22 protein-coding genes and 1 pseudogene are annotated in these 20,625 nt (G+C 49.1%); 21 read left to right on the top strand and 2 right to left on the bottom strand.

What is annotated here, in order from left to right:
• Positions 1-72 precede the first annotated feature (72 nt).
• The 12 genes and pseudogenes from VOA_RS06750 to msrB all read left to right on the top strand — a co-directional run bounded on the left by VOA_RS06750 (position 73) and on the right by msrB (position 8,447).
• A complete protein-coding gene (locus VOA_RS06750; RefSeq protein ID WP_000675702.1) occupies positions 73-711 on the top strand; it encodes a hypothetical protein in 639 nt (212 codons plus the stop codon).
• Positions 708-1,295 carry a hypothetical protein gene (locus VOA_RS06745; protein ID WP_000864784.1) on the top strand — a complete coding sequence of 196 codons (588 nt, stop codon included), beginning with the start codon at positions 708-710 and terminating at the stop codon, positions 1,293-1,295. The genes VOA_RS06750 and VOA_RS06745 overlap by 4 nt, the downstream gene beginning before the upstream one ends.
• Before the next feature lies 1 nt (position 1,296).
• The gene (locus VOA_RS06740; protein WP_000840599.1) at positions 1,297-1,695 is read left to right on the top strand and encodes a phage tail protein; all 399 of its coding nucleotides are present in this window, start codon (positions 1,297-1,299) and stop codon (positions 1,693-1,695) included.
• On the top strand, positions 1,692-1,910 hold the full coding sequence (locus tag VOA_RS06735) for a tail protein X (protein ID WP_001094093.1): 219 nt from the start codon (positions 1,692-1,694) through the stop codon (positions 1,908-1,910). The genes VOA_RS06740 and VOA_RS06735 overlap by 4 nt, the downstream gene beginning before the upstream one ends.
• Positions 1,901-2,932 carry a phage late control D family protein gene (locus tag VOA_RS06730; protein ID WP_009356042.1) on the top strand — a complete coding sequence of 344 codons (1,032 nt, stop codon included), beginning with the start codon at positions 1,901-1,903 and terminating at the stop codon, positions 2,930-2,932. Before VOA_RS06735 ends, VOA_RS06730 begins: the two co-directional genes overlap by 10 nt.
• Position 2,933: 1 nt before the next feature.
• Complete coding sequence (locus VOA_RS06725) at positions 2,934-4,100, top strand: baseplate J/gp47 family protein (protein ID WP_000166625.1); 1,167 nt, start codon at positions 2,934-2,936, stop codon at positions 4,098-4,100.
• A 25-nt stretch (positions 4,101-4,125) separates the two neighbouring features.
• Positions 4,126-4,386, top strand: a complete 261-nt coding sequence (locus VOA_RS06720; RefSeq protein ID WP_001005978.1) for a hypothetical protein — start codon at positions 4,126-4,128, stop codon at positions 4,384-4,386.
• Positions 4,383-4,922, top strand: coding sequence for a lysozyme (locus VOA_RS06715; protein WP_000054095.1), 540 nt, complete (start codon positions 4,383-4,385; stop codon positions 4,920-4,922). Before VOA_RS06720 ends, VOA_RS06715 begins: the two co-directional genes overlap by 4 nt.
• Position 4,923: 1 nt before the next feature.
• Positions 4,924-5,286 (top strand): hypothetical protein, encoded by a 363-nt coding sequence (locus tag VOA_RS06710; protein WP_000339574.1) that lies wholly within the window; start codon positions 4,924-4,926, stop codon positions 5,284-5,286.
• 4 nt (positions 5,287-5,290) lie between these two features.
• Positions 5,291-5,554 carry a hypothetical protein gene (locus VOA_RS0118400; RefSeq protein ID WP_000199142.1) on the top strand — a complete coding sequence of 88 codons (264 nt, stop codon included), beginning with the start codon at positions 5,291-5,293 and terminating at the stop codon, positions 5,552-5,554.
• Between the two features lie 33 nt (positions 5,555-5,587).
• Positions 5,588-7,168: pseudogene (locus VOA_RS06705) on the top strand (formate--tetrahydrofolate ligase); the annotation flags it as partial.
• Between the two features lie 142 nt (positions 7,169-7,310).
• The gene (gene msrB / locus VOA_RS06700) at positions 7,311-8,447 is read left to right on the top strand and encodes a peptide-methionine (R)-S-oxide reductase MsrB (protein ID WP_000825085.1); all 1,137 of its coding nucleotides are present in this window, start codon (positions 7,311-7,313) and stop codon (positions 8,445-8,447) included.
• Positions 8,448-8,523: 76 nt separating this feature from the next.
• Here msrB and folE read toward each other — a convergent pair whose 3' ends face one another.
• Entirely contained in the window at positions 8,524-9,177 is a 654-nt protein-coding gene (folE, locus tag VOA_RS06695) for a GTP cyclohydrolase I FolE (RefSeq protein ID WP_000016197.1), read from the bottom strand.
• Between the two features lie 151 nt (positions 9,178-9,328).
• Between folE and moeA the strand changes: the two genes are divergently transcribed.
• From moeA to VOA_RS06675, 4 genes are all read left to right on the top strand, one after another.
• A complete protein-coding gene (gene moeA / locus VOA_RS06690; protein WP_000501673.1) occupies positions 9,329-10,564 on the top strand; it encodes a molybdopterin molybdotransferase MoeA in 1,236 nt (411 codons plus the stop codon).
• 8 nt (positions 10,565-10,572) lie between these two features.
• Positions 10,573-11,331, top strand: coding sequence for a molybdopterin-synthase adenylyltransferase MoeB (gene moeB, locus VOA_RS06685; protein ID WP_032468346.1), 759 nt, complete (start codon positions 10,573-10,575; stop codon positions 11,329-11,331).
• Between the two features lie 153 nt (positions 11,332-11,484).
• Complete coding sequence (locus VOA_RS06680; protein WP_001133084.1) at positions 11,485-11,853, top strand: VOC family protein; 369 nt, start codon at positions 11,485-11,487, stop codon at positions 11,851-11,853.
• Between the two features lie 21 nt (positions 11,854-11,874).
• The gene (locus VOA_RS06675) at positions 11,875-12,705 is read left to right on the top strand and encodes a sulfurtransferase (protein WP_000203688.1); all 831 of its coding nucleotides are present in this window, start codon (positions 11,875-11,877) and stop codon (positions 12,703-12,705) included.
• A 160-nt stretch (positions 12,706-12,865) separates the two neighbouring features.
• Here the strand turns inward: VOA_RS06675 and VOA_RS06670 are convergent, their stop codons facing one another.
• Positions 12,866-13,858 carry a sugar-binding transcriptional regulator gene (locus tag VOA_RS06670; protein ID WP_000078374.1) on the bottom strand — a complete coding sequence of 331 codons (993 nt, stop codon included), beginning with the start codon at positions 13,856-13,858 and terminating at the stop codon, positions 12,866-12,868.
• Positions 13,859-14,438: 580 nt separating this feature from the next.
• Between VOA_RS06670 and tal the strand changes: the two genes are divergently transcribed.
• From tal to VOA_RS06650, 5 genes are all read left to right on the top strand, one after another.
• Positions 14,439-15,389, top strand: coding sequence for a transaldolase (gene tal, locus VOA_RS06665; RefSeq protein WP_000066344.1), 951 nt, complete (start codon positions 14,439-14,441; stop codon positions 15,387-15,389).
• A gap of 96 nt (positions 15,390-15,485) precedes the next feature.
• Positions 15,486-17,480, top strand: coding sequence for a transketolase (gene tkt, locus VOA_RS06660; RefSeq protein ID WP_001080533.1), 1,995 nt, complete (start codon positions 15,486-15,488; stop codon positions 17,478-17,480).
• A 297-nt stretch (positions 17,481-17,777) separates the two neighbouring features.
• Entirely contained in the window at positions 17,778-19,787 is a 2,010-nt protein-coding gene (locus VOA_RS06655) for a M4 family metallopeptidase (RefSeq protein ID WP_001244583.1), read from the top strand.
• A 43-nt stretch (positions 19,788-19,830) separates the two neighbouring features.
• A complete protein-coding gene (locus VOA_RS19900) occupies positions 19,831-19,971 on the top strand; it encodes a hypothetical protein (protein ID WP_156794480.1) in 141 nt (46 codons plus the stop codon).
• 10 nt (positions 19,972-19,981) lie between these two features.
• Positions 19,982-20,494, top strand: a complete 513-nt coding sequence (locus VOA_RS06650) for an RNA methyltransferase (RefSeq protein ID WP_000213753.1) — start codon at positions 19,982-19,984, stop codon at positions 20,492-20,494.
• The last annotated feature ends 131 nt before the right edge of the window (positions 20,495-20,625 follow it).

Below are 20,625 nucleotides of genomic sequence, written 5' to 3' on the forward strand. Positions count from 1 at the left end.
CGGCAGATGGTGGCTAAATAAAAGGCACAATTCAATCCAGGTTCAAACACCATTCAACGGAGCACATCAGCAATGAAAGGTTTTCTCGATGCGCTGCACAACACCACCAAAGCGATTGATGGACTGCCAGAAACACTGGCTCCATTTGGGTTGCAGTGTGTGCGCGACAACATGAAAAGCGGCACCTTTAAAGCCAACGCTCCGCTGACTAAAAACACCAAGAACGCAGGTGCGAAACCGTTGTTTGATACAGGTGAAACTTATGCGTCGTTGACGTATCAGGCTGGAAAAGATGAATACCGAGTAGGGACAAACAAAGCCCATGCACCGCTGATTAACGATGGCGGCGTAATTAAGGCCAAGAAAGCCAAGCAACTCGCCATTCCAGTGAACAAGCAAGTGAAGAAACGCACTGAGGTGTATGGGGTGCGTAAAACGCTTGAAGGCTTAGAGCGCCAAGGGTGGAAGATTTTCTACCGCCCTCATTCGATTATGGGGCGAGCGCCACTCGGTGCGAAAGCCTTTGGTCAGCGAGTCAAAACCAAAGCGAACCGAAATAACAAAGGCGCGGATAAAGGCGTGTTCTATGTGCTGTATATCCGAACGCCACAGGTCAAAGTCTCCAGTCGCGAGTTTATGTACCTCAGTCCTGAGCAACAACAAGCGCAAAGAGAGATGGCATTAGAGCATTTAAAGGCAGCGATTCAATGAAAGTAATACGAGCGTTAAAGACATCCTTAGAAGAAGCGCTTGGGATGCAAGCGGTCATCGAGCCGTCCAATGCGATTGCCAGAAAAGAAGTGCGCGTGATGCTCAGTGGCATTCGAAGCATGAGCCGCTTGCCACTGGTGACACAAGGGGCTTATGTGCCTTACGAAACGCTCATTGATGTGGTGATTTCCGCTCGTGTCAGTGGTGGCAACACGCAGTGCTTCTTATCTAGTCAGCAGATGCAGCTCAACCTGTGTATGACCGATTTTCTGACCAACGATTTGATTGTGTTGAAAGACATTGGTGAAGCGCTGCCAGCAGGCTTTGGAGGATTGAATGAACGATTAACCATTGTGGGCGATGCGGAGATTTCTGATGCTCGCAAAATGGGTTCGGGTTGGAGCGAGCCGAAACGTGATGATGACTTTGAACACAAAGACGAGCTGTTTGTCTGGCGTGAAGATTGGCAAGCCACATTAGAGCTGACCGTGCACAAGCAGTTTACCAACCCTGAAGTAACCGAAATTACCGCCCACAGTGAATTAACCGGCGAAAGCCATACCATCAGCAACGAGGAGCAATAACATGGCAGAGCAATCGGCAAACTATGCCCAGTGGGGCGGCTTTGGTGATTTGGTGTTTAAAGGTCGTTTCACACCCAACAAAATCAGCGACTCGCGCACCTTTAAGATCAACAAACAAGATCTGGTTAACGGTTATCCCATGCACCAGAACATGGGCGAAGATGAGCACACCGCCTCACTGGAGCTGACCTTCAACAACCACTTTGTGGACATCACCAAGATGACCAAGCAACTAGAGCAGATGGGTGAAAACGGAGTACCTCGCGCTTTGGTGGTGGGTTCAACCGTACATGGTCAGTTCAGCATTCGCAAAATTAGCTGCACCAATATTCAAACGCTGCCAAGTGGTGTGGTGACCAACGTGGACTATCAACTGGATATTGTGGAAGTACGTGCATGAACACCTTAATTGCTCGTCAAGGCGAGCGCTGGGAGCAGCTTTGTTATCGCGCCTATCGCGCCACCAATCAAGCACTCGTCGATGCGCTCTTTGATGCCAACCGTGAACTAACCCGAACTATGACTAGCTTTACCTTCAGCGGAGGGGAAACCGTCAACATCCCTGCGGTGAAAGTGGTGAACACCGTCACTGTGGAGACACCACCATGGGCATAACCGCAACAGGGCTTATTCGCCCGTTCGCAATCCTGCATTGGGCGGGAAAGGATGTGACCGCAGAGCTTAGCCGCTATGTGAAGTCGATGACCTATACCGATGTGATGGAGAGCAAGCAAACGGGCACTGATACTTTGTCTTTGACGCTGTTTAACAAAGACCGACGCTTTTGTGATGCGTGGTATCCAACCAAAGGCGACACCTTAAAGCCGGGTATTGGCTGGTTGGATGAGCAAGGTCAACGTCATGAATGGCTATGGGGTGAGTTCAGTATTGATGAGGTGGCATTCAAAGTTGGCCCTGATGATGTGATAGTCGGCGCGAACGCCAAACCGCCAGTCACTGAGCGCGGTTTTATTGATAACGAGCAATGCCTTGTGCAAGAGAACGTGACCTTTGAACGTGTTGCTCAGTCTTGGGCAAAAGAGAGTGGCTTGTCCTTTATCAAAGCGCCTGGCACTCCGGACTTTCGCTTTGATCGCATCGAGCAACGTGATGAAAGTACACCCGCGTTCTTAACCAGACTGTCAGAGCAAACCAGTGTGCCGATGGCCATCAAGGGTAAGAACCTTGTAATGGGCAGCTTTGAATCCGATGTGATTCAAATCGACACCTTCAACCGCAGCATTCTGACCTCTCTTAATCTGCCTGACAGCGATCGTTCTAAATATGTAGCTGTGGAAGTCGAAGGATACGATCAACAGTCAAACAAACTCTTTAGCTACCGCGCCGGTGATGCCACCGCCACAGGTGACAGAGTGAAGAGACTTCGCAATATCGACAACGTGAAATCCATGGCTGATGCCAGAGCGTACGCCGAATCCTATTTGCAAAACGGTGAAGACGGCAAACAAGGCGCGAAGGGGCGAATGTCGGTGGTGAATACCATGCTGACCACCGCGCACCTGATTGAATTTTTAAACCTTGGCAAAGTGCCAAACCGCTGGAAACCGACCACCGTCACCACCTCCATCAGTGGTCGTTCGTGGACGGCCAGCGCACAACTATCAAGAGCAAGCTGAGATGACAAAGCGATTTCCGAACATTCCAGAGCCGAAGCTGGTTGAGGTGGACTATGACGCTGACCTTGCCAGTTTGAAGGCGCGTTATCAAGAAGGCACGGGGCACTACCCTGGTATTAATGATCCCGAAACCTTCCACCTTGAGCAGATTGCCTACGAGAAGAACGAACTCAAAGCGCTCATCAACTATGAAAGCAAACAGAACTTGCTGCCGTTTGCTGAGGATGAACGCTTGGACAACATTGGGCTACTGACCGAAACCGAACGACTGCCAGCCTCAAAGGCCCGTACGGTAATGGCGTTTAACTTTTCCCTGCATACTGGGCTTGTCATTCCACAGGGCTATCAAGTGATTGCGGTGGATAACCAAACCATTTTTGAGACACTCGAAGATACGGTGGTCAGTGCCGGCACACTCGCTGTCTCTGTGAATGTGGAATGCATTGAAGCGGGTATTCAAGGTAACGGCTTCTTGCCTGGACAAATTAACCAAGCGGTTGAGCCATTAACCGCACTGGAAAGCGTGACGAATACCGAGACCACACAAGGTGGTGCGGAGATTGAAGACAATGATGCCTTTGCTTATCGCATCTATATCTCACCATCCAAGTTCAGTGTGGCAGGTCCCTATGAAGCGTATGAGTACTTTGCACGCTCCAGCAGCTCGTCGATTAAGAACGTATCTGTCTGGACGCCTGCACCGAATGAAATTGAGATCAGCGCCATTTTGCAAGATGGCTCGCTACCGAATCAAGCCATCAAGGACTTGATTAAATCGGAGTGCTCAGGGAAAAAGCGTGTCCCTATGGGGGATTTGGTGCGCGTTGTTGACGCTGAAGATGTGACCGCAACCGCGAGCTTTCACCTGCAAATCTTTAGTGATTACGCGTCACTGGCTGAATCCATTCAAAGCACGGCCAAAGCGAATATTGAAGCGGCGATGAATGCATGGAAGACCCAGCACGGACGCGACATTGTGCCTGCGGCTTTAACCTCACTGGCGCAGCGCATTGAAGGGGTTTACCTCGCCAAAGGCACCGTGAAAGACAGTGAAGGCACGGTTATCACTGACACCAAGAGCGTGACCAAAAAACAACGACCGCTCATCACATTAGAGAGCTTCACCTTTGAGGTGGTGACTGAGAACAGCCAACAGACATTTGAATAACAACAATAACAAGAGAAGAAAAACAATGAATGAAACGGGAATAAAAGCGGCGTTGATGTCACTGGCTGACTTAACAGGGCTAAAGAAAGTCGTGACTTCCGTTACGGCAACCGTGGTCAGTTTTGGGGTGAATGATATTGCGCAGCTTATTGCGATTACCGTGGGGATTGTGTCGGGCTGCATGGCCATTCGTCACTACGCGGTGGCCACGCAACTAAACAAAGCCAAACTGAAACGCCTGCAAGCGGGTGATGAGACCATGATGAAGTCGGAGGAGACCTCATGAGCCTGAAAAGTAAAGCGACACAAGTCATCGTCTGCTCGGTGACGGCGGTGTTAGCGATTGTGTTCAACATCGATGACGAGCTAAGCGTGAGTGAAAATGGGCTTCGTCATATTGCTAATGAAGAAGGTTGCCGAGCCAAAGCTTACCAATGCAGCGCTGATGTCTGGACGATTGGCTTAGGGCACACGTCAGGCGTAAAGCAAGGTGATAAGGCAACGAACGAGCAAGTAGCCCAGTACTTTGTTAAAGACGTGGCCACGGCCGAAAAGGTGGTGAAAAAATACATTACTCAAACCCCGAACCAAGCGGAATACGACATGATGGTGAGCTTTGTCTTTAACTTAGGGGCTGGAAACTTTCAGACCTCAACGCTGCTTCGAAAGTTTAACCAGGGCGACAACCAAAGTGCTTGCCAACAGTATCCAAGATGGGTGTATGTCAATGGCAAGGACTGCCGAATCGAAGAGAACGACTGCCCAGGCATCCCCAAACGGCGTGATAAAGAGATGAACATCTGCTTATACGGGTGGCAATAACATGGATGCTCTGAGCCAATTCAAACGCACAGTTCTGTGGGCAGCAGTTGCCATTCTCATCCTGAGCTTATTGGTGAACTACAAGCTGTTTGGTTACACCAGTGAGCTAAAGGCCAGCAATAACACCTTGAGCGAGACCATCACCAGTCAGGAGACCACCAACAATCAACTGGCCCAGCGTATCTCTGAATTAACCAATCAACGAAGCAAGGCGCAGCAAGCCGCTGACGAGTCGTCGCATCGAGAGCGCGATGCCCGCATTCGGCTAAGCGACCGCATTGAACAATTAGAAAAGGAACTCAAAGATGAAACGTGCAGCACTGTGCCTATCGCTTATCCTGCTGACTGGGTGTCAGGATACTAAGATTGTGACTCGCTATGAGTATCAGGATGTGATTCAGGCACCACCCAGTAGCGACCTAATCGAATGTGAGCAGCCTTTTAATCAAAAGCCAAAGACCTATGGTGAAGCGGCCAGCCGCGATGAAGTTTGGTTAACGTACTTTCGGTTATGCGCCTGCAAGCTTGAGCGCAATCGCACCTTCTACGGTTATACCAATAAAAATGACGCTTGCTCCAAGCTGGGATCAAGCGCCATTCAAACTCCACAACCTCTTACCCAAACAGATTAAGCTGCTCGGAGACCTTACTATTAGCCGCTTCTTATTCTTGTCACCGCAATTACCCCAACACCACTGGGCGAAGGTAAAACCGTCACCACTATTGGCTTAGCGCAAGGATTAGCCAAACTTAATCACTCGGTCACGGCGTGTATTCGCCAGCCCTCTATGGGGCCTATTTTTGGTGTAAAAGGCGGCGCGGCAGGTGGTGGTTATTCGCAGGTCGCACCAATGGAAGAACTCAATCTGCATTTAACTGGTGATATTCATGCCGTAACGGCGGCGCACAACCTTGCGGCAGCTGCGATTGATGCGCGAATTTATCACGAACAACGACTCGGATATGACGATTTTGAACGCCGCACAGGCATGCAAGCGCTGCGCATTGACCCCAAACAGGTCATATGGAAACGCGTGATGGATCATAACGATCGCGCGCTGCGCATGGTGACAGTCGGCCGCAATGAACCGGGAAAAAATATTAATGGTTATGAGCGCGAAGATGGTTTCGATATCTCTGCCGCCTCCGAATTGATGGCGATTTTGGCTCTCGCCTCGGATCTACGTGATTTGCGTCGCCGCATCGGTAATGTGGTGCTGGCTTATGATTTGGACGGTAATCCGGTCACCACCGAAGATTTGAAAGTGGCAGGTGCAATGGCCGTGAGCATGAAAGAAGCGATTGAACCGACCTTGATGCAAACCTTGGAAGGCGTACCAACGCTGATTCACGCAGGCCCGTTTGCCAACATCGCGCACGGTAACTCATCAATTATTGCCGATGAAATCGCCACCCGTTTGGCTGACTACACCGTGACCGAAGGCGGTTTTGGCTCCGATATGGGGTTTGAGAAAGCGTGCAATATCAAAGCGAAAGCTTCTGGTAAAACCCCAGATTGTGCCGTGATTGTTGCCACCTTACGCGGTTTAAAAGCCAATTCAGGCCTGTATGACTTGCGCCCCGGTCATACAGTACCGGATGCCCTCTTCGCTCCTGACAGTGCCGCTTTACAAGCCGGTTTTGAAAACCTGAAATGGCATATTGATAACGTAAACCAGTATGGTGTGCCTGCTGTAGTGGCGATCAACCGCTTCCCACAAGATTGCACTGAAGAGCTGGATCAACTGGTTAAGCTGATTGAAGCCCTACCCAACCGTGTATCGGTGGCAATTTCTGAAGGCTTCGCTCGTGGCGGCGAAGGCACAAAATTGCTTGCAGAAAAAGTCGTTAAGCAGTGCCAAAACCATACTCAGTTTACACCGCTCTACCATTCAGACATGCCATTGGATGAAAAACTTAAAGCGGTGGCCATGAAAGGCTATCGCGCGACAGAGATTTCCCTGAGTGATAAAGCCGCGCAGCAATTGGCAAAACTGCAAGCTCAAGGCTTTGATCATCTTGCAGTCTGTTTGGCCAAAACACCGCTTTCTATTTCTACTGATCCCGCGCTTAAAGGGGCTCCAAGAGATTTTATCGTGCCGATCCGTGAACTGCGTTTATGTGCAGGTGCAGAATTTGTCTACGCCTTGTGTGGCAACGTAATGACCATGCCGGGATTGCCTGAAAAGCCTTCTTTTATGTCACTCGATATCGATCAAGACGGCAATATTGTCGGCCTCAGTTAACCACCGTTTGTTATCTACGCCGTGCTGTCACTTGATGCACGGCGTAATGCTCAAGATAAAAAGTCCCCTCCAACGCTGAAATTTCTGCTCCTGTTTGCCGTTCTTTTTCTATAACTCTGTAAAGAACCAAAAGGAAATGCTCATGAAACGACTCTTTGCTTGGGGAGCTCCACTGTTCGCTTTGGTTGCGCTGACCCTCTCTCTATTTAGTCAAGCCGATACCAAACCAAGTGCGATGCCACCAACTCCAGACAGTTATCAACAAGCCACACTCGCTGGCGGCTGCTTCTGGTGTACAGAATCTGATATGGAAAAACTTCCCGGTGTCGTGAATGTGGTTTCAGGCTATGCCGGGGGGAATGTCGATAACCCAACTTATAAGCAAGTCTCGTCTGGTAAAACCGGACATATCGAATCGATCCAAGTCACCTTTGACCCTAAGGTTGTCAGTTATGAACAAGTGCTGGATAACTTCTTTCGCCATATTGACCCTACTGATAACCAAGGTTCGTTTGTGGACAGAGGTGAACAATACCGTCCTGCGATTTTCTATCACAATGCAGAGCAACTTGACGTTGCTAAACGTTTTATGATGGAAATTGACCAACTCGGTATTTTCAAGAAGCCACTCAAAACGGAATTAATCGAGTTTAAAAAATTCTGGCCGGCTGAAGACTACCATCAGGACTATTACAAAAAGAGCAAAGTTCGCTACAACTACTATCGCTATGCTTCCGGACGTGATCAGTATTTGGATGAGATTTTTGGTGCCGACCGAAATGAAAAAGCGAAAACCCTTCGTCAGTTGATTGATGAGAAAAATGGGCAAGCTAGCGTCAAAACTTATGTGCGTCCATCAGATGATCAGATCCGCGCTAAACTGACCAGCTTGCAATACAAGGTGACTCAGCACGAAGGCACAGAACGTCCATTCGATAATGAATATTGGGACAATAAAGAAGATGGTATTTACGTTGATATTGTATCGGGTGAACCGCTGTTTTCTTCTACCGACAAGTACAAATCAGGAACCGGTTGGCCGAGCTTCACTAAACCGCTCAATTCAGGTTACATTGTCACTAAAGATGACAATAGCCTGTTCTATACTCGCACCGAAGTGCGTAGCCGCTTTGCCGATTCACACCTCGGCCATGTGTTTAACGATGGCCCTGCTCCAACCGGTTTGCGCTATTGCATGAACTCCGCCGCGATGCGTTTCATCCCCAAACAAGAGATGGCAGCGCAAGGCTACGGCGAATATCTAGCACTGTTCAAATAACGTCTTAATTAGTCCTATCCCCGAAAAGCAATCAGCCCTCAATTGAGGGCTGATTAATATTCTTAAGAGAATGAATTTAACGTAAACCGTGTAGAAATTCAGCACGCGTCGCTGGGTTAGATTTGAAAATACCCCCCAACGCCGTTGTTGTGGTCACGCTAGTTGCATCCATCACACCGCGGGATTTTACGCAGTAATGTGTTGCATCAATCGTTACCGCCACATCATCGGACTCAAGCAGCGCTTGCAGCGCGACTAAGATTTGTTGCGTCATACGCTCTTGCACCTGCGGGCGCTGCGCAAAAAAGCGCACAATGCGGTTAATTTTCGATAAGCCGATAATTTTGCCACGCGGAATATACGCTACCGCCGCCGTACCATCGATGGTGACTAAGTGATGCTCACAAGTACTAGTCAGCGTGATGTCTTTGACTTTGACCATCTCGCTCACTTTCATCTTGTTTTCGATAACAGTGATCTTGGGGAAGTTGGCGTAATCCAACCCTGAGAAAATCTCATCCACATACATCTTAGCAATGCGTTGTGGGGTTTCTTCCAAACTGTCATCGGTTAAGTCCAGTCCAAGCAGGTTGAGGACCTCACGCATGTGATGTTCGATTTTATCCTTTTTTTCTGCTGGGCTCGCCAAGCTAGGTTGCATTGGTGTTTCCAACCCGCGGCGCTCTAGCGCATCTTTGACTAACTTTGCGGATTCGCTAAGACCTGACATTCCTCTACCTCTTAAATACCCCTTTCGGATGGCTGACAAGAATACTCGGATTTAGTGACAATTACACCCCTAAATTCACGTGGGATTCTGCATCACAGAAGGATTCTGTGCTACAGTCTGCCGCAAAAGAAGAACACCATAGGATATCCAGATGGGCTGTTGTGATGCACCCGGCTTAATGCCGATTGAAGATGCGCTTGAGAAAATGCTATCGCGCATTAAACCTGTTGAATCCACTTTACGTTTACCGCTGCCAGAAGCGCTGGGCTATGTACTTGCCGAAGCGATTCTTTCGCCGATTCATGTGCCACCGTTTGATAACTCAGCGATGGATGGTTATGCCGTTCGTCGAGCTGAACTTGCGCAGCAAAAGCCGTTGCCCGTTGCAGGAAAATCGTTTGCTGGTCAACCCTTTACAGCAGAATGGCCGCCAATGACCTGCGTGCGCATTATGACGGGTGCACAAATTCCTGCTGGGTGTGATGCGGTGATCATGCAAGAGCAAGCGACCATCACCGAAGAGGGCGTGGTGTTCTGCCAGCACGAAGTCAAACCCAATGACAACATCCGCCCGACGGGTGACGACATACGCCAAAATGATGTGGTGCTGGAACGCGGTGCGCGCTTAACCGCACGTGATATTCCAATGATTGCGACACTAGGCATTAGCCATGTCACTGTCTATCGCAAACCGAAAGTGGCGTTTTTCTCCACCGGTGATGAGCTCAAACCACTCGGTGAACCGCTGCAAGCCGGACAAATTTACGACAGCAACCGCTACGGCATTAAACCCTTGATTGAAAACTTCGGCTGCGAAGCGATTGATCTCGGTATTGTGCCGGATTGCCCTGCCACTCTGAAAGCCACGTTTGAGCAAGCACAAAGCTTGGCGGATGTGGTGGTCACCTCCGGTGGTGTCAGCGTGGGTGAAGCCGATTACACCAAAGATATTTTGGAAGAACTCGGCGAAATCGGTTTTTGGAAACTGGCAATCAAGCCGGGTAAACCTTTTGCATTTGGCGCGCTGCAAAACGCATGGTTCTGCGGCCTGCCGGGCAACCCTGTTTCTGCCGTACTGACCATGTACGTGCTCGTACAACCTATGCTTGCCAAATTGGCGGGACACAGCGCTTGGCAAGCGCCGGAATCTATCCCAGCGATCACGCGCAGCCCCTTTAAAAAAGCACCGGGACGGACGGATTTCCAACGCGGCATTTACCGCATTGAAAATGGTCAATTCGTGGTGGAAAGCACAGGCAACCAAAGCTCTGGCGCGTTCCGCTCAATGAGCTTGGCTAACTGCTTTGTGGTGCTTGAGCGTGAACGTGGCCGCGTGGAAGTCGGTGAAACCGTTCAAATCCAGCTGTTTAACTCAACCCTGTACTAGGAGTGATGGTGGATATTCTCAGCGATGCAGAAATGCTGCGTTACAACCGACAGATCATTCTCAAAGCGTTTGATTTTGAAGGACAAGAGAAACTAAAGCAGAGTTCGATACTGATCCTCGGTGCGGGTGGTTTAGGCTGTGCGAGTAGCCAATACCTAGCGACGGCGGGGGTCGGTCACATCATATTGATTGATGATGATGTGGTTGAGCTTTCCAACCTTCAGCGCCAAGTGCTACACCATGATGCGGATATTGGCCGCGCGAAAGTCGATTCGGCGGCCGATTCGCTGCGTCTGCTCAATCCTCATCTTCATGTCGAGACGATTCAAGCACGTTTAAGTGATGACGAATTGGACGCGCTGATTGCACGCCACGATCTGGTACTCGACGCCTGCGATAATGTGGACACACGCAACCAGCTCAATCGTCTCTGCTTTAAACATAAAACGCCGCTGGTTTCCGGTGCGGCGATTCGCATGGAAGGCCAAGTGAGCGTGTTTACTTATCAAGACCCCACACAGCCTTGCTACCAATGCTTAAGCGCCCTATTCGGCTCATCGGCACTCAGTTGTGTTGAAGCGGGTGTGATGGCTCCAGTGGTCGGCATTATTGGTGCAGTTCAAGCAATGGAAGCCATTAAGGTACTGACTGAATTAGGCACACCTAAGCAAGGTAAGATCTTGATTCTTGATGCGATGAGCATGACATGGCGTGAAATGAACCTGATGAAACTTCCTCAGTGTCCTGTCTGTCATACATCAGAGTGACCGAGCTAAATATTTGAGAACAGATAGAGTGTGGCAACGCTCCAATTTTGGGGTGTTGCCATTCCTCTGCCGCCAAAACTGTGGGTGGCTCGCTGGTTCAGCATCATAAAGGTCGCTACAGTTACCTCAGTTGATGTGTTAAGGAGAGTCGCTATGCCCAATCTCGATGTGCTTGAAATCAAATCCTTTGTTCCAGCTCAGGATTTTACTGCCTCCAAACAGTTTTACTTATCCCTCGGTTTTGAAGTGGTTTCAGAATTTGGTGATGTGGCTTATTTGCGTTTAGGCAAATGTGCATTTTTACTGCAAAACATTCATCAACGTCCCCATCAAGGCAACACCATGATGCATCTGTTAGTGGAAGATGCGCAAAGCTGGTTCGATCACGTCAAAACTTTGCAACTCGAAGAGCGTTTTGAAAGCAAAGTGACTGATCTCATCACTCAACCTTGGGGCATGTTGGAGTTTTGCTTAGTTGACCCGAGTGATGTTCTGTGGCGTATTGGACAACGTATTGTGTAATCACAAAAATAAGGAATAACAATGACCTCCCCACTCGTCACGGCGCAATGGCTGCAACAACATCTGCACGATCCTAATTTAGTGATCCTCGATAGCAGCATCGAGTTTCAAATTCCAGCCGAGTCTGAGAAAGATTGGGTCAACAAGATCCCTAATTCACAGCGCTTTGATTACGACAAAGTGTTTTGCGACCCTGATTCGCCCTTGCCCCATATGATGCCCTCAGAAGAGCGCTTTAACACTCTCGCTCGCGAACTGGGTATCAACCAAGATTCCTTCATTGTGGTGTACGACAATAGCGGCACGTTTGCCTCTCCCCGTGCATGGTGGATGTTCAAAGCCATGGGGTACCACAAGGTGTATATCCTCAATGGCGGATTAACCGAATGGAAGGCTCAGGGTTACAACGTCACTCAAAGCTATCGTGAACCCACCGCAAAAGGCAACTTTGACGGCAAACTCAACCCACAAGCCTTTGTTGATGCGAGCTATGTTCACAAACAGATCGCTAATCCGCACAGCCAAACCATTGATGCTCGCGGATTAGCGCGCTTTTTCGGTGAAGTGCCAGAACCTCGCCCCGGCGTGCGCAGTGGACATATTCCCGGTTCATCCTGCTTGCCTTTTGCAGAGCTCATCACCGGTCACAAGCTGAAAGAGGAAGCCGAATTACGCCCGCTGCTGACTCATATGCTGCCCGAGACAGCACAAGAATATCTGTTTAGCTGCGGCTCAGGCGTCACTGCATGTATTGTGCTGCTCGCGGCGTATGTGTGCGGCTATCAAAACCTCTCGGTTTACGATGGTTCGTGGACGGAATGGGGACAACGGCAAGATCTGCCGATTGAGTAATGTCCGAACATTCAAGCATTAGAAAAAACAAAGGCCACCTCAGTGGCCTTTGTTTTGTGTGCCCTGCAAGATTATTTAATCGATTCAAACCTAAAAAACATGCGACTCTTGCGAGCCAGTGTTAAAAACTGGCTCACTTTTTCATCGATTTCATTCAACCTTATGAACTTAATGCCGTTTGCATCTGCTCATCTAAGTTGAGCACCGTCAAAGCGTTACTTACACTCGTCGCGATCACATCAATCGCGCCGGTGCGCAGTGCGCCCAAAAGAGCAAGCGGTTTACTGTTTTCCGCCGCAATCGCGATCACTTCTGCAATCGGGCGGAACTCATCAATCCCCAAGCCAATCACGCGATCATTCATCACGGTATTGGCGATGCGCCCGTGCACATCAAAAAAATCATGCCCAGCAAAATCCCCGACCACACCTTGATTCAGGCGTGATTGCACCACCTCTTCCGGCGTAAACCAACCCAGATCGACCATGTAGCTGTTTTCACTCATATCGCCAATCCCGACCAGTGCGATATCCGCTTTACGAGCAAGATCGAGCGTTTGCTTCACCGTGCTGTTCTGCATGAATACCCGTTTCTGCTCTGGGTTTTCTGCGTAAGCTGGGGCATACAAGGTTTCCGAGCTGCCGCCGTATTTTTTTGCGAGTTGGCGGCAAATATGGTCAGCGTTAAACATACCGCCACGTGGGTGAATGCCGCCGATGCTGCACACAAATTTGCAATCTCGCGGCGTGATCACCCCAACATGATGTGCTACGGCCGACACATTACGCCCCTGTCCAACCGTCACTACCATGCCGTTTTTTAGCGTGCTGGTGAGATAGTTGGATACCAAACCTGCAACTTGTTGACGCTGCGCTTCATCATTGGGTTGATCAAGGGCAATCAAGGCGCGGCGCACGCCAAAACGTTCGATCAAGCGCTGCTCGATTTTGGCGCTAAACACCGGATGGTATTTCACAGTAATTTCAACAATCCCCTCATCACGGGCTTGCTTGAGCAACCGCCCCACTTTGGCGCGTGAAATGGTGTATTTTTTGGAAATCTCTTCCTGTGTTGCGCCATCTTGATAATAAGAGACGGCGATTTCAGTCAGCAGATCGGTACTTTCAACCGAAATCTCTGGAATTTGGCTCATGGGCTATCCTTCTATGGCAGCGGCCTTGCATGCCGCAGCGCTCAACATTCAGCTCAACATCAGTATGCGCGCTATGTTACTCGCCTTTTTGGAGTGAGCAAATGATCTTAGTCATAACATTTTCTCAGCGTGGTTTTCTCACCTTGGGCGGATAGCCCATGGTGAGGCCAAATTTGAGCAAACGATTTAATGGCAGCAAGGGCTGTGAAGGCGAAAAAAAACTCCGCTCAACGCGTCATAAACCGGGTTGTTGAATTGACTTTCCCGACAGATAGGATAAATATGGCTCCATCATTTACTCAGCGAACGAGCAAATGTTCAGAGCAAAAGTTCGGGCGCTGAAAATTTTGCATTTACTGACTCGCACTCTCTAAATATACCCAAACTACTTGGAGTTGCAGGTAGGCGGCAAGTGAGTTCATCCCCATGAGCATAGAGACACTATGTGATTGGGGTGAACGAACGTAGCCAACACCGCTGCAGCTTCAAGTAGGAAGGGGATAAAGTGATTGAGTCATTCAACTGCTTGCCCTATCTGACCCTCATCGGCAGATAAGCCCAACGAAATAGGACGATCGAAATGAGCAATAAATTAGCGCAACTTCGTAAACTGACCACAGTCGTGGCCGACACTGGTGAAATTGATGCAATCAAAAAATACCAGCCAGAAGACGCAACCACTAACCCTTCTCTGATTCTAAAAGCTGCGCAGATTGCTGAATACGCACCTCTGATTGATCAAGCTATCGCCTACGCAAAAACTCAAAGCAACGACAAAGCACAACAAGTACAAGATACTTGTGACATGCTGGCGGTCAACATCGGTAAAGAAATCCTAAAAACCATTCCGGGTCGTATTTCGACTGAAGTTGACGCGCGTCTTTCTTACGACACCGAGCGCAGCGTAGCGAAAGCACGTCAGCTAGTAAAAATGTACAACGATGCTGGCATCAGCAACGATCGTATCCTGATCAAACTGGCTTCTACTTGGGAAGGTATCCGCGCGGCGGAAATTCTTGAGAAAGAAGGCATCAACTGTAACCTGACTCTGCTGTTTTCTTTCGCACAAGCGCGTGCGTGTGCTGAAGCAGGCGTTTTCCTGATCTCTCCTTTCGTTGGCCGTATCATGGACTGGTACAAAGCTAAAGAAGGTCGTGATTTCGCAGCAAACGAAGATCCAGGAGTACTGTCAGTAACCAAGATCTACAACTACTACAAAGAGCACGGCTACAAAACGGTCGTGATGGGCGCAAGCTTCCGTAACATCGGCGAGATCCTAGAACTGGCAGGCTGTGACCGCCTGACTATCGCACCTTCGCTACTGGCTGAGCTTGAAGCGGCTGAAGGCGAATTGGTTGCAAAACTGGTTGACTCAAAAGGCTCTAAAGCTCGCCCTGCTCCAATGACGCACAGCGAATTCCTGTGGGAACACAACCTAGACGCTATGGCCGTTGAAAAACTGGCTGAAGGCATCCGTAACTTCGCGGTTGACCAAGGCAAACTGGAAGCGATGATCGCGGCTAAGCTGTAATCCTGATTTTGAAGCGAGCTCCGGCTCGCTTCTTTCTGCTTTTTATTTTTGTTGAACGCACCCCGTTCAACCTCCTTTATTGAAATGAGTAACACTATGAATCGCAAACAACTTGCCAATGCTATCCGCGCCCTGAGCATGGACGGCGTTCAAAAAGCTAACTCTGGCCACCCGGGAGCCCCAATGGGCATGGCGGATATCGCCGAAGTGCTGTGGCGTTCACACTTGAACCACAATCCACAAAACCCAAACTGGGCTGACCGCGACCGCTTTGTGCTGTCTAACGGCCACGGCTCTATGCTGATTTACTCGCTGCTGCACCTGAGCGGCTACGAGCTGTCGATTGACGATTTGAAAAACTTCCGTCAACTGCACTCCAAAACACCGGGTCACCCAGAGTACGGTTACGCACCGGGCATCGAAACCACTACGGGCCCACTAGGCCAAGGCATCACCAATGCCGTAGGTATGGCGATGGCTGAGAAAGCTCTGGCCGCGCAGTTCAACAAACCGGGTCACGACATCGTTGACCATTTCACTTATGTGTTCATGGGTGACGGCTGTTTGATGGAAGGTATCTCGCACGAAGCCTGTTCACTGGCGGGTACGCTGGGCCTTGGCAAACTGATTGCGTTCTGGGACGACAACGGTATTTCTATCGACGGTCACGTTGAGGGCTGGTTCTCAGACGACACGCCAAAACGCTTTGAAGCCTACGGCTGGCATGTGATCCCAGCGGTTGATGGTCACGATGCAGACGCCATCAATGCAGCGATTGAAGCCGCGAAAGCAGAAACGTCTCGCCCAACGCTGATTTGTACCAAAACCATCATCGGTTTTGGCTCTCCAAACAAAGCGGGTTCACACGACTGTCACGGCGCGCCTCTGGGCAACGATGAAATCAAAGCTGCGCGTGAATTCTTGGGTTGGGAATATGCTCCATTTGAAATCCCGGCGGACATTTATGCTGCGTGGGATGCAAAACCAGCAGGCGCAAGCAAAGAAGCCGCTTGGGATGAGAAATTCGCCGCTTACGCGAACGCTTACCCAGCCGAAGCTGCAGAATACAAGCGCCGCGTAGCGGGCGAGCTGCCAGCGAATTGGGAAGCAGCAACCAGCGCAATCATCGCTGAACTGCAAGCCAACCCTGCCAACATTGCATCGCGTAAAGCATCACAAAATGCGCTAGAAGCGTTCGGCAAACTGCTGCCAGAATTTATGGGTGGTTCTGCTGACTTAGCGCCATCTAACCTCACCATGTGGTCTGGCTCTAAGTCTCTCACAGCAGAAGACTTCTCAGGCAACTACATCCACTACGGTGTGCGTGAGTTTGGTATGACCGCTATCATCAACGGTATCGCGCTGCACGGTGGCTTTGTGCCTTACGGTGCGACCTTCCTGATGTTTATGGAATACGCGCGTAACGCGATGCGTATGGCGGCACTGATGAAAGTGCAAAACATCCAAGTGTACACGCACGACTCGATTGGTCTGGGCGAAGATGGCCCAACTCACCAACCGGTTGAGCAAATCGCTTCTCTGCGTATGACGCCAAACATGAGCACATGGCGTCCGTGTGACCAAGTAGAGTCAGCGATGGCGTGGAAACTGGCGATTGAGCGTAAAGATGCGCCATCTGCGCTGATTTTCTCGCGTCAAAACCTCGCGCAGCAACCACGCAGCGCAGAGCAAGTGGCGAACATCGCTAAAGGCGGCTACATCCTGAAAGATTGTGCAGGCCAACCTGAGCTCATTCTGATTGCGACTGGCTCTGAAGTGGAACTCGCGGTTGCCGCTTACGAGCAACTGAGCGCCGAAGGCAAAGCCGTTCGCGTGGTGTCTATGCCATCCACCGATGCGTTTGACAAGCAAGATGCCGCTTACCGCGAAGCCGTTCTGCCAGCCGCTGTGACTAAGCGTATCGCGATTGAAGCGGGTATTGCCGACTTCTGGTACAAGTATGTTGGCTTTGGTGGTCGCATCATCGGTATGACCAGCTTCGGTGAATCAGCACCCGCCGGTGAACTGTTCAAACTGTTTGGTTTCACGACTGAAAATGTGGTGAAACAAGCCAAAGAACTGCTGGCGTAATCAAAGCCATTCTTTGTTAAGCAAAGAAAAATCGATGATAAAAAATCCCGCTGCGCCGGGATTTTTTTATTATTTGATTTTTATAAATAGCCCCAAAATAGTGTTCTTTCTCATTCACAAAATTAATCCTAACCGCTTTATGGCCAAACTTATTTGCTCAAAAATAAAACAATTTATGAACTTGTTTTGAATTAACCTCTAATATTCAACTCAATGCACTGAATGATATTACTCTTTTATAGTTAACCTTATATGGCATTTATTGCACAAATAAATAACATAATAAAAAGGTAAATTATGCGAAATATCACTTTATTAACACTTGCTCCCTTCGCTTTTGCTTCACAGGCGGCACAAGTTCTGGACTATTCAGAAACCGACATTTCATCAGCACTAAATATTCCACACTCTGCTGTTCATTCAGTCGCTAACCGCAAGTTGAGCTATCAGGATCTCAACCGTGTTGAGATTGGTAAGCAGGTTTTTGTTCGTAAACAACAATTACATTATGGAATCCCTGTTTATGGGCACTCTATTGTCGCAGATCTTTCTACACAAGGGGTTGTTCAACCTATCGCAGGTCACGTGGTCACGGGGATCGAGGAGGATATTGATTCAACATTACCGATGATCAGCGCCAAACAAGCGATTGAAATTGCTACGGGTGCATCACAAGGGTATACAGTATCCACATCGCAATCCAATGATGCGCAGGCTGATTTACTGATCTGGTTAGATGAACAAAAGAACGCACGTTTAATTTACAAGGTCGATGCGCTCCAGATAAAGAACCATCACCCATCACGGCCTATTACTTTTGTCGATGCTAAATCAGGGGAAATTGTCGATAAATGGGAAGGCATTGCTTTTCATCAAGCTGAAGGTCCGGGCGGAAATCAAAAAAGCGGTCGTTACTATTTTGGTCCCAACACAAAATTTGGTGGATTCCAAGTAAATCATCAGTGCCAGATGGATAGTGAGAACGTAATAACACTGAATATGAACAATCAAGAATGGGGAGGACAGGTTCATCGTTTTAATTGCAGCATCAATAACTACCGTGCAGTAAATGGAGCTTATGCACCGATGAACGATGCTCATTATTTTGGGCAGCGTGTTTTCAATATGTATCAAGAGTGGATTGGTGCTCGCCCTATTCGCCAAAAGCTCACAATGCGCGTTCACTACGCTTCAAATTATGGCAATGCGTTTTGGGATGGTCGACAAATGACTTTTGGTGATGGCAATAGCTATATGTATCCACTCGCAACGTGGGATGTGATTGCCCACGAAGTAAGCCATGGCTTTACTGAACAAAACTCAGGACTCGAATACCGTGGGATGTCTGGGGGAATGAATGAATCCTTTTCTGATGTAGCAGCTGCAGCACTCAGCCAGTATGTACACGGTAGTTTTAACTGGAAAATGGGCGAGCACGTAATGAAGCACTCCCCTGCGATGCGGTACTTCATCAATCCAAGTCACGATGGAGCATCGATCGAACATATAAACCAATACTATAACGGCATTGATGTTCACCACAGCTCCGGCATTTTTAATAAAGCCTTCTATCACTTAGCAACGAGTGCGGGCTGGGACATCAAAAAAGCCTTCATTGCTTACGCGACAGCAAATCAACTGTACTGGCAATCTAACTCTAACTTCCAGCAAGGTGCAGAAGGAGTGTGTAAAGCCGCACAAAAACTAGGGTATGATAGCGCAGCCGTTGCATCTGCGTTTTCTCAAGTTGGTGTTCAGGTAGTCAATTGCACAGAATCACAGCCAACACCCACACCTAAACCAGAATCAGGCCTGACAGAACTCAAAATCAATGAACCATCAATGGTGCAGCCAACAGCAGACCATCAACAGCCGTTCGTATTACGCCAGTCCCCATCAGGTAAAGTTTGGATTCAAACATACCATGGCCTTGGCAATGTCAACATGTATGTTGCACTTAATCGCCAAGCAAGTCTGTCCGACTATGACTGCATGTCGAGTAACGAAGGTAATCACGAATATTGTGAATTCAACAATATCAAGGATGCCGATATTTATATCCTCGTGACAAACACACAAGGAGCTTCAGAAGCTTACGTTGCAGTAAGCGCAGAATTAGAAACGCCGCAACCCAAACCTGTACCTCAAAACCACTGTGACGCTCTATCAGAGTGGTCTCCTTACCATTACTACCCTGCGGGGACTGCTGTGAAATACTGGGGGAATCGCTTTATTTCCATGCATGACAACTGGGGAGAGAATCCATACAGTAATTATTGGGTGTGGGCTTTTGAAGGTAGTTGCTAGTAATAACCCCCAAAACAATCACCACCGCTAAAGGCGAGGGTTTATGGATAACAACAAAATCCCGCTGCGGCGGGATTTTGTTGTTATTAAAGCTGCCATAACGATCAACTGGCTTTTCTCTCGTGTTAGAGCGACAATCGCGCCATTCGTGAGCCAAGCTCAAACCAAAGCAACACAGAAGTAGAACCACCGCAATGACCACCTCTTCCACTGTAATTATTGGATTGCACAACCCGAAAAGCCCAACCAACGTCGGCGCAGTAATGCGTGCTGCTGGCTGCTACAACGCCACTCAAGTGCGTTACAACGGTACGCGTTATGCTCGCGCCGTGAAATTTCAGACCGACACTCAAAATAGCCATGAACGTATTGGATTGGTCGAGATGAACGACCTCACCGCGGGATTGGATAGTGAAGTCAAAATCGTCTGTGTCGAACTGGCGGTAGGTGCAACCGCGCTGCCTCACTTTACGCATCCAGAGCAAGCGATTTATCTGTTTGGCCCCGAAGATGGTTCGCTGCCGCAAGAGGTGGTCGATCAAGCGCATCATGTGGTTTACGTGCCCACCCACGGCTGTATGAACCTCGCCGCCACCGTCAATGTTGTGCTGTATGACCGTTTAGCCAAAAGCCTCGGTGAGATTGACGATCAAGCACAAGTGATCGCCAATCGAGATAATAAAAATCGGTTGAAGGTGAAAAGCTAAACCGCGTTCACTCTTTACGTTAGCGATAACGAAAATGCTTCATGCCACTCCCCCTTTTAGGGGGAGGATGGGAGGGGGTATTTCACGCCAGCCTTACTCAACTGTGTGCAAACTTTACATCAGCGACAACT

Source organism: Vibrio sp. RC586 (genome assembly GCF_000176715.1).
Lineage (GTDB): Bacteria > Pseudomonadota > Gammaproteobacteria > Enterobacterales > Vibrionaceae > Vibrio.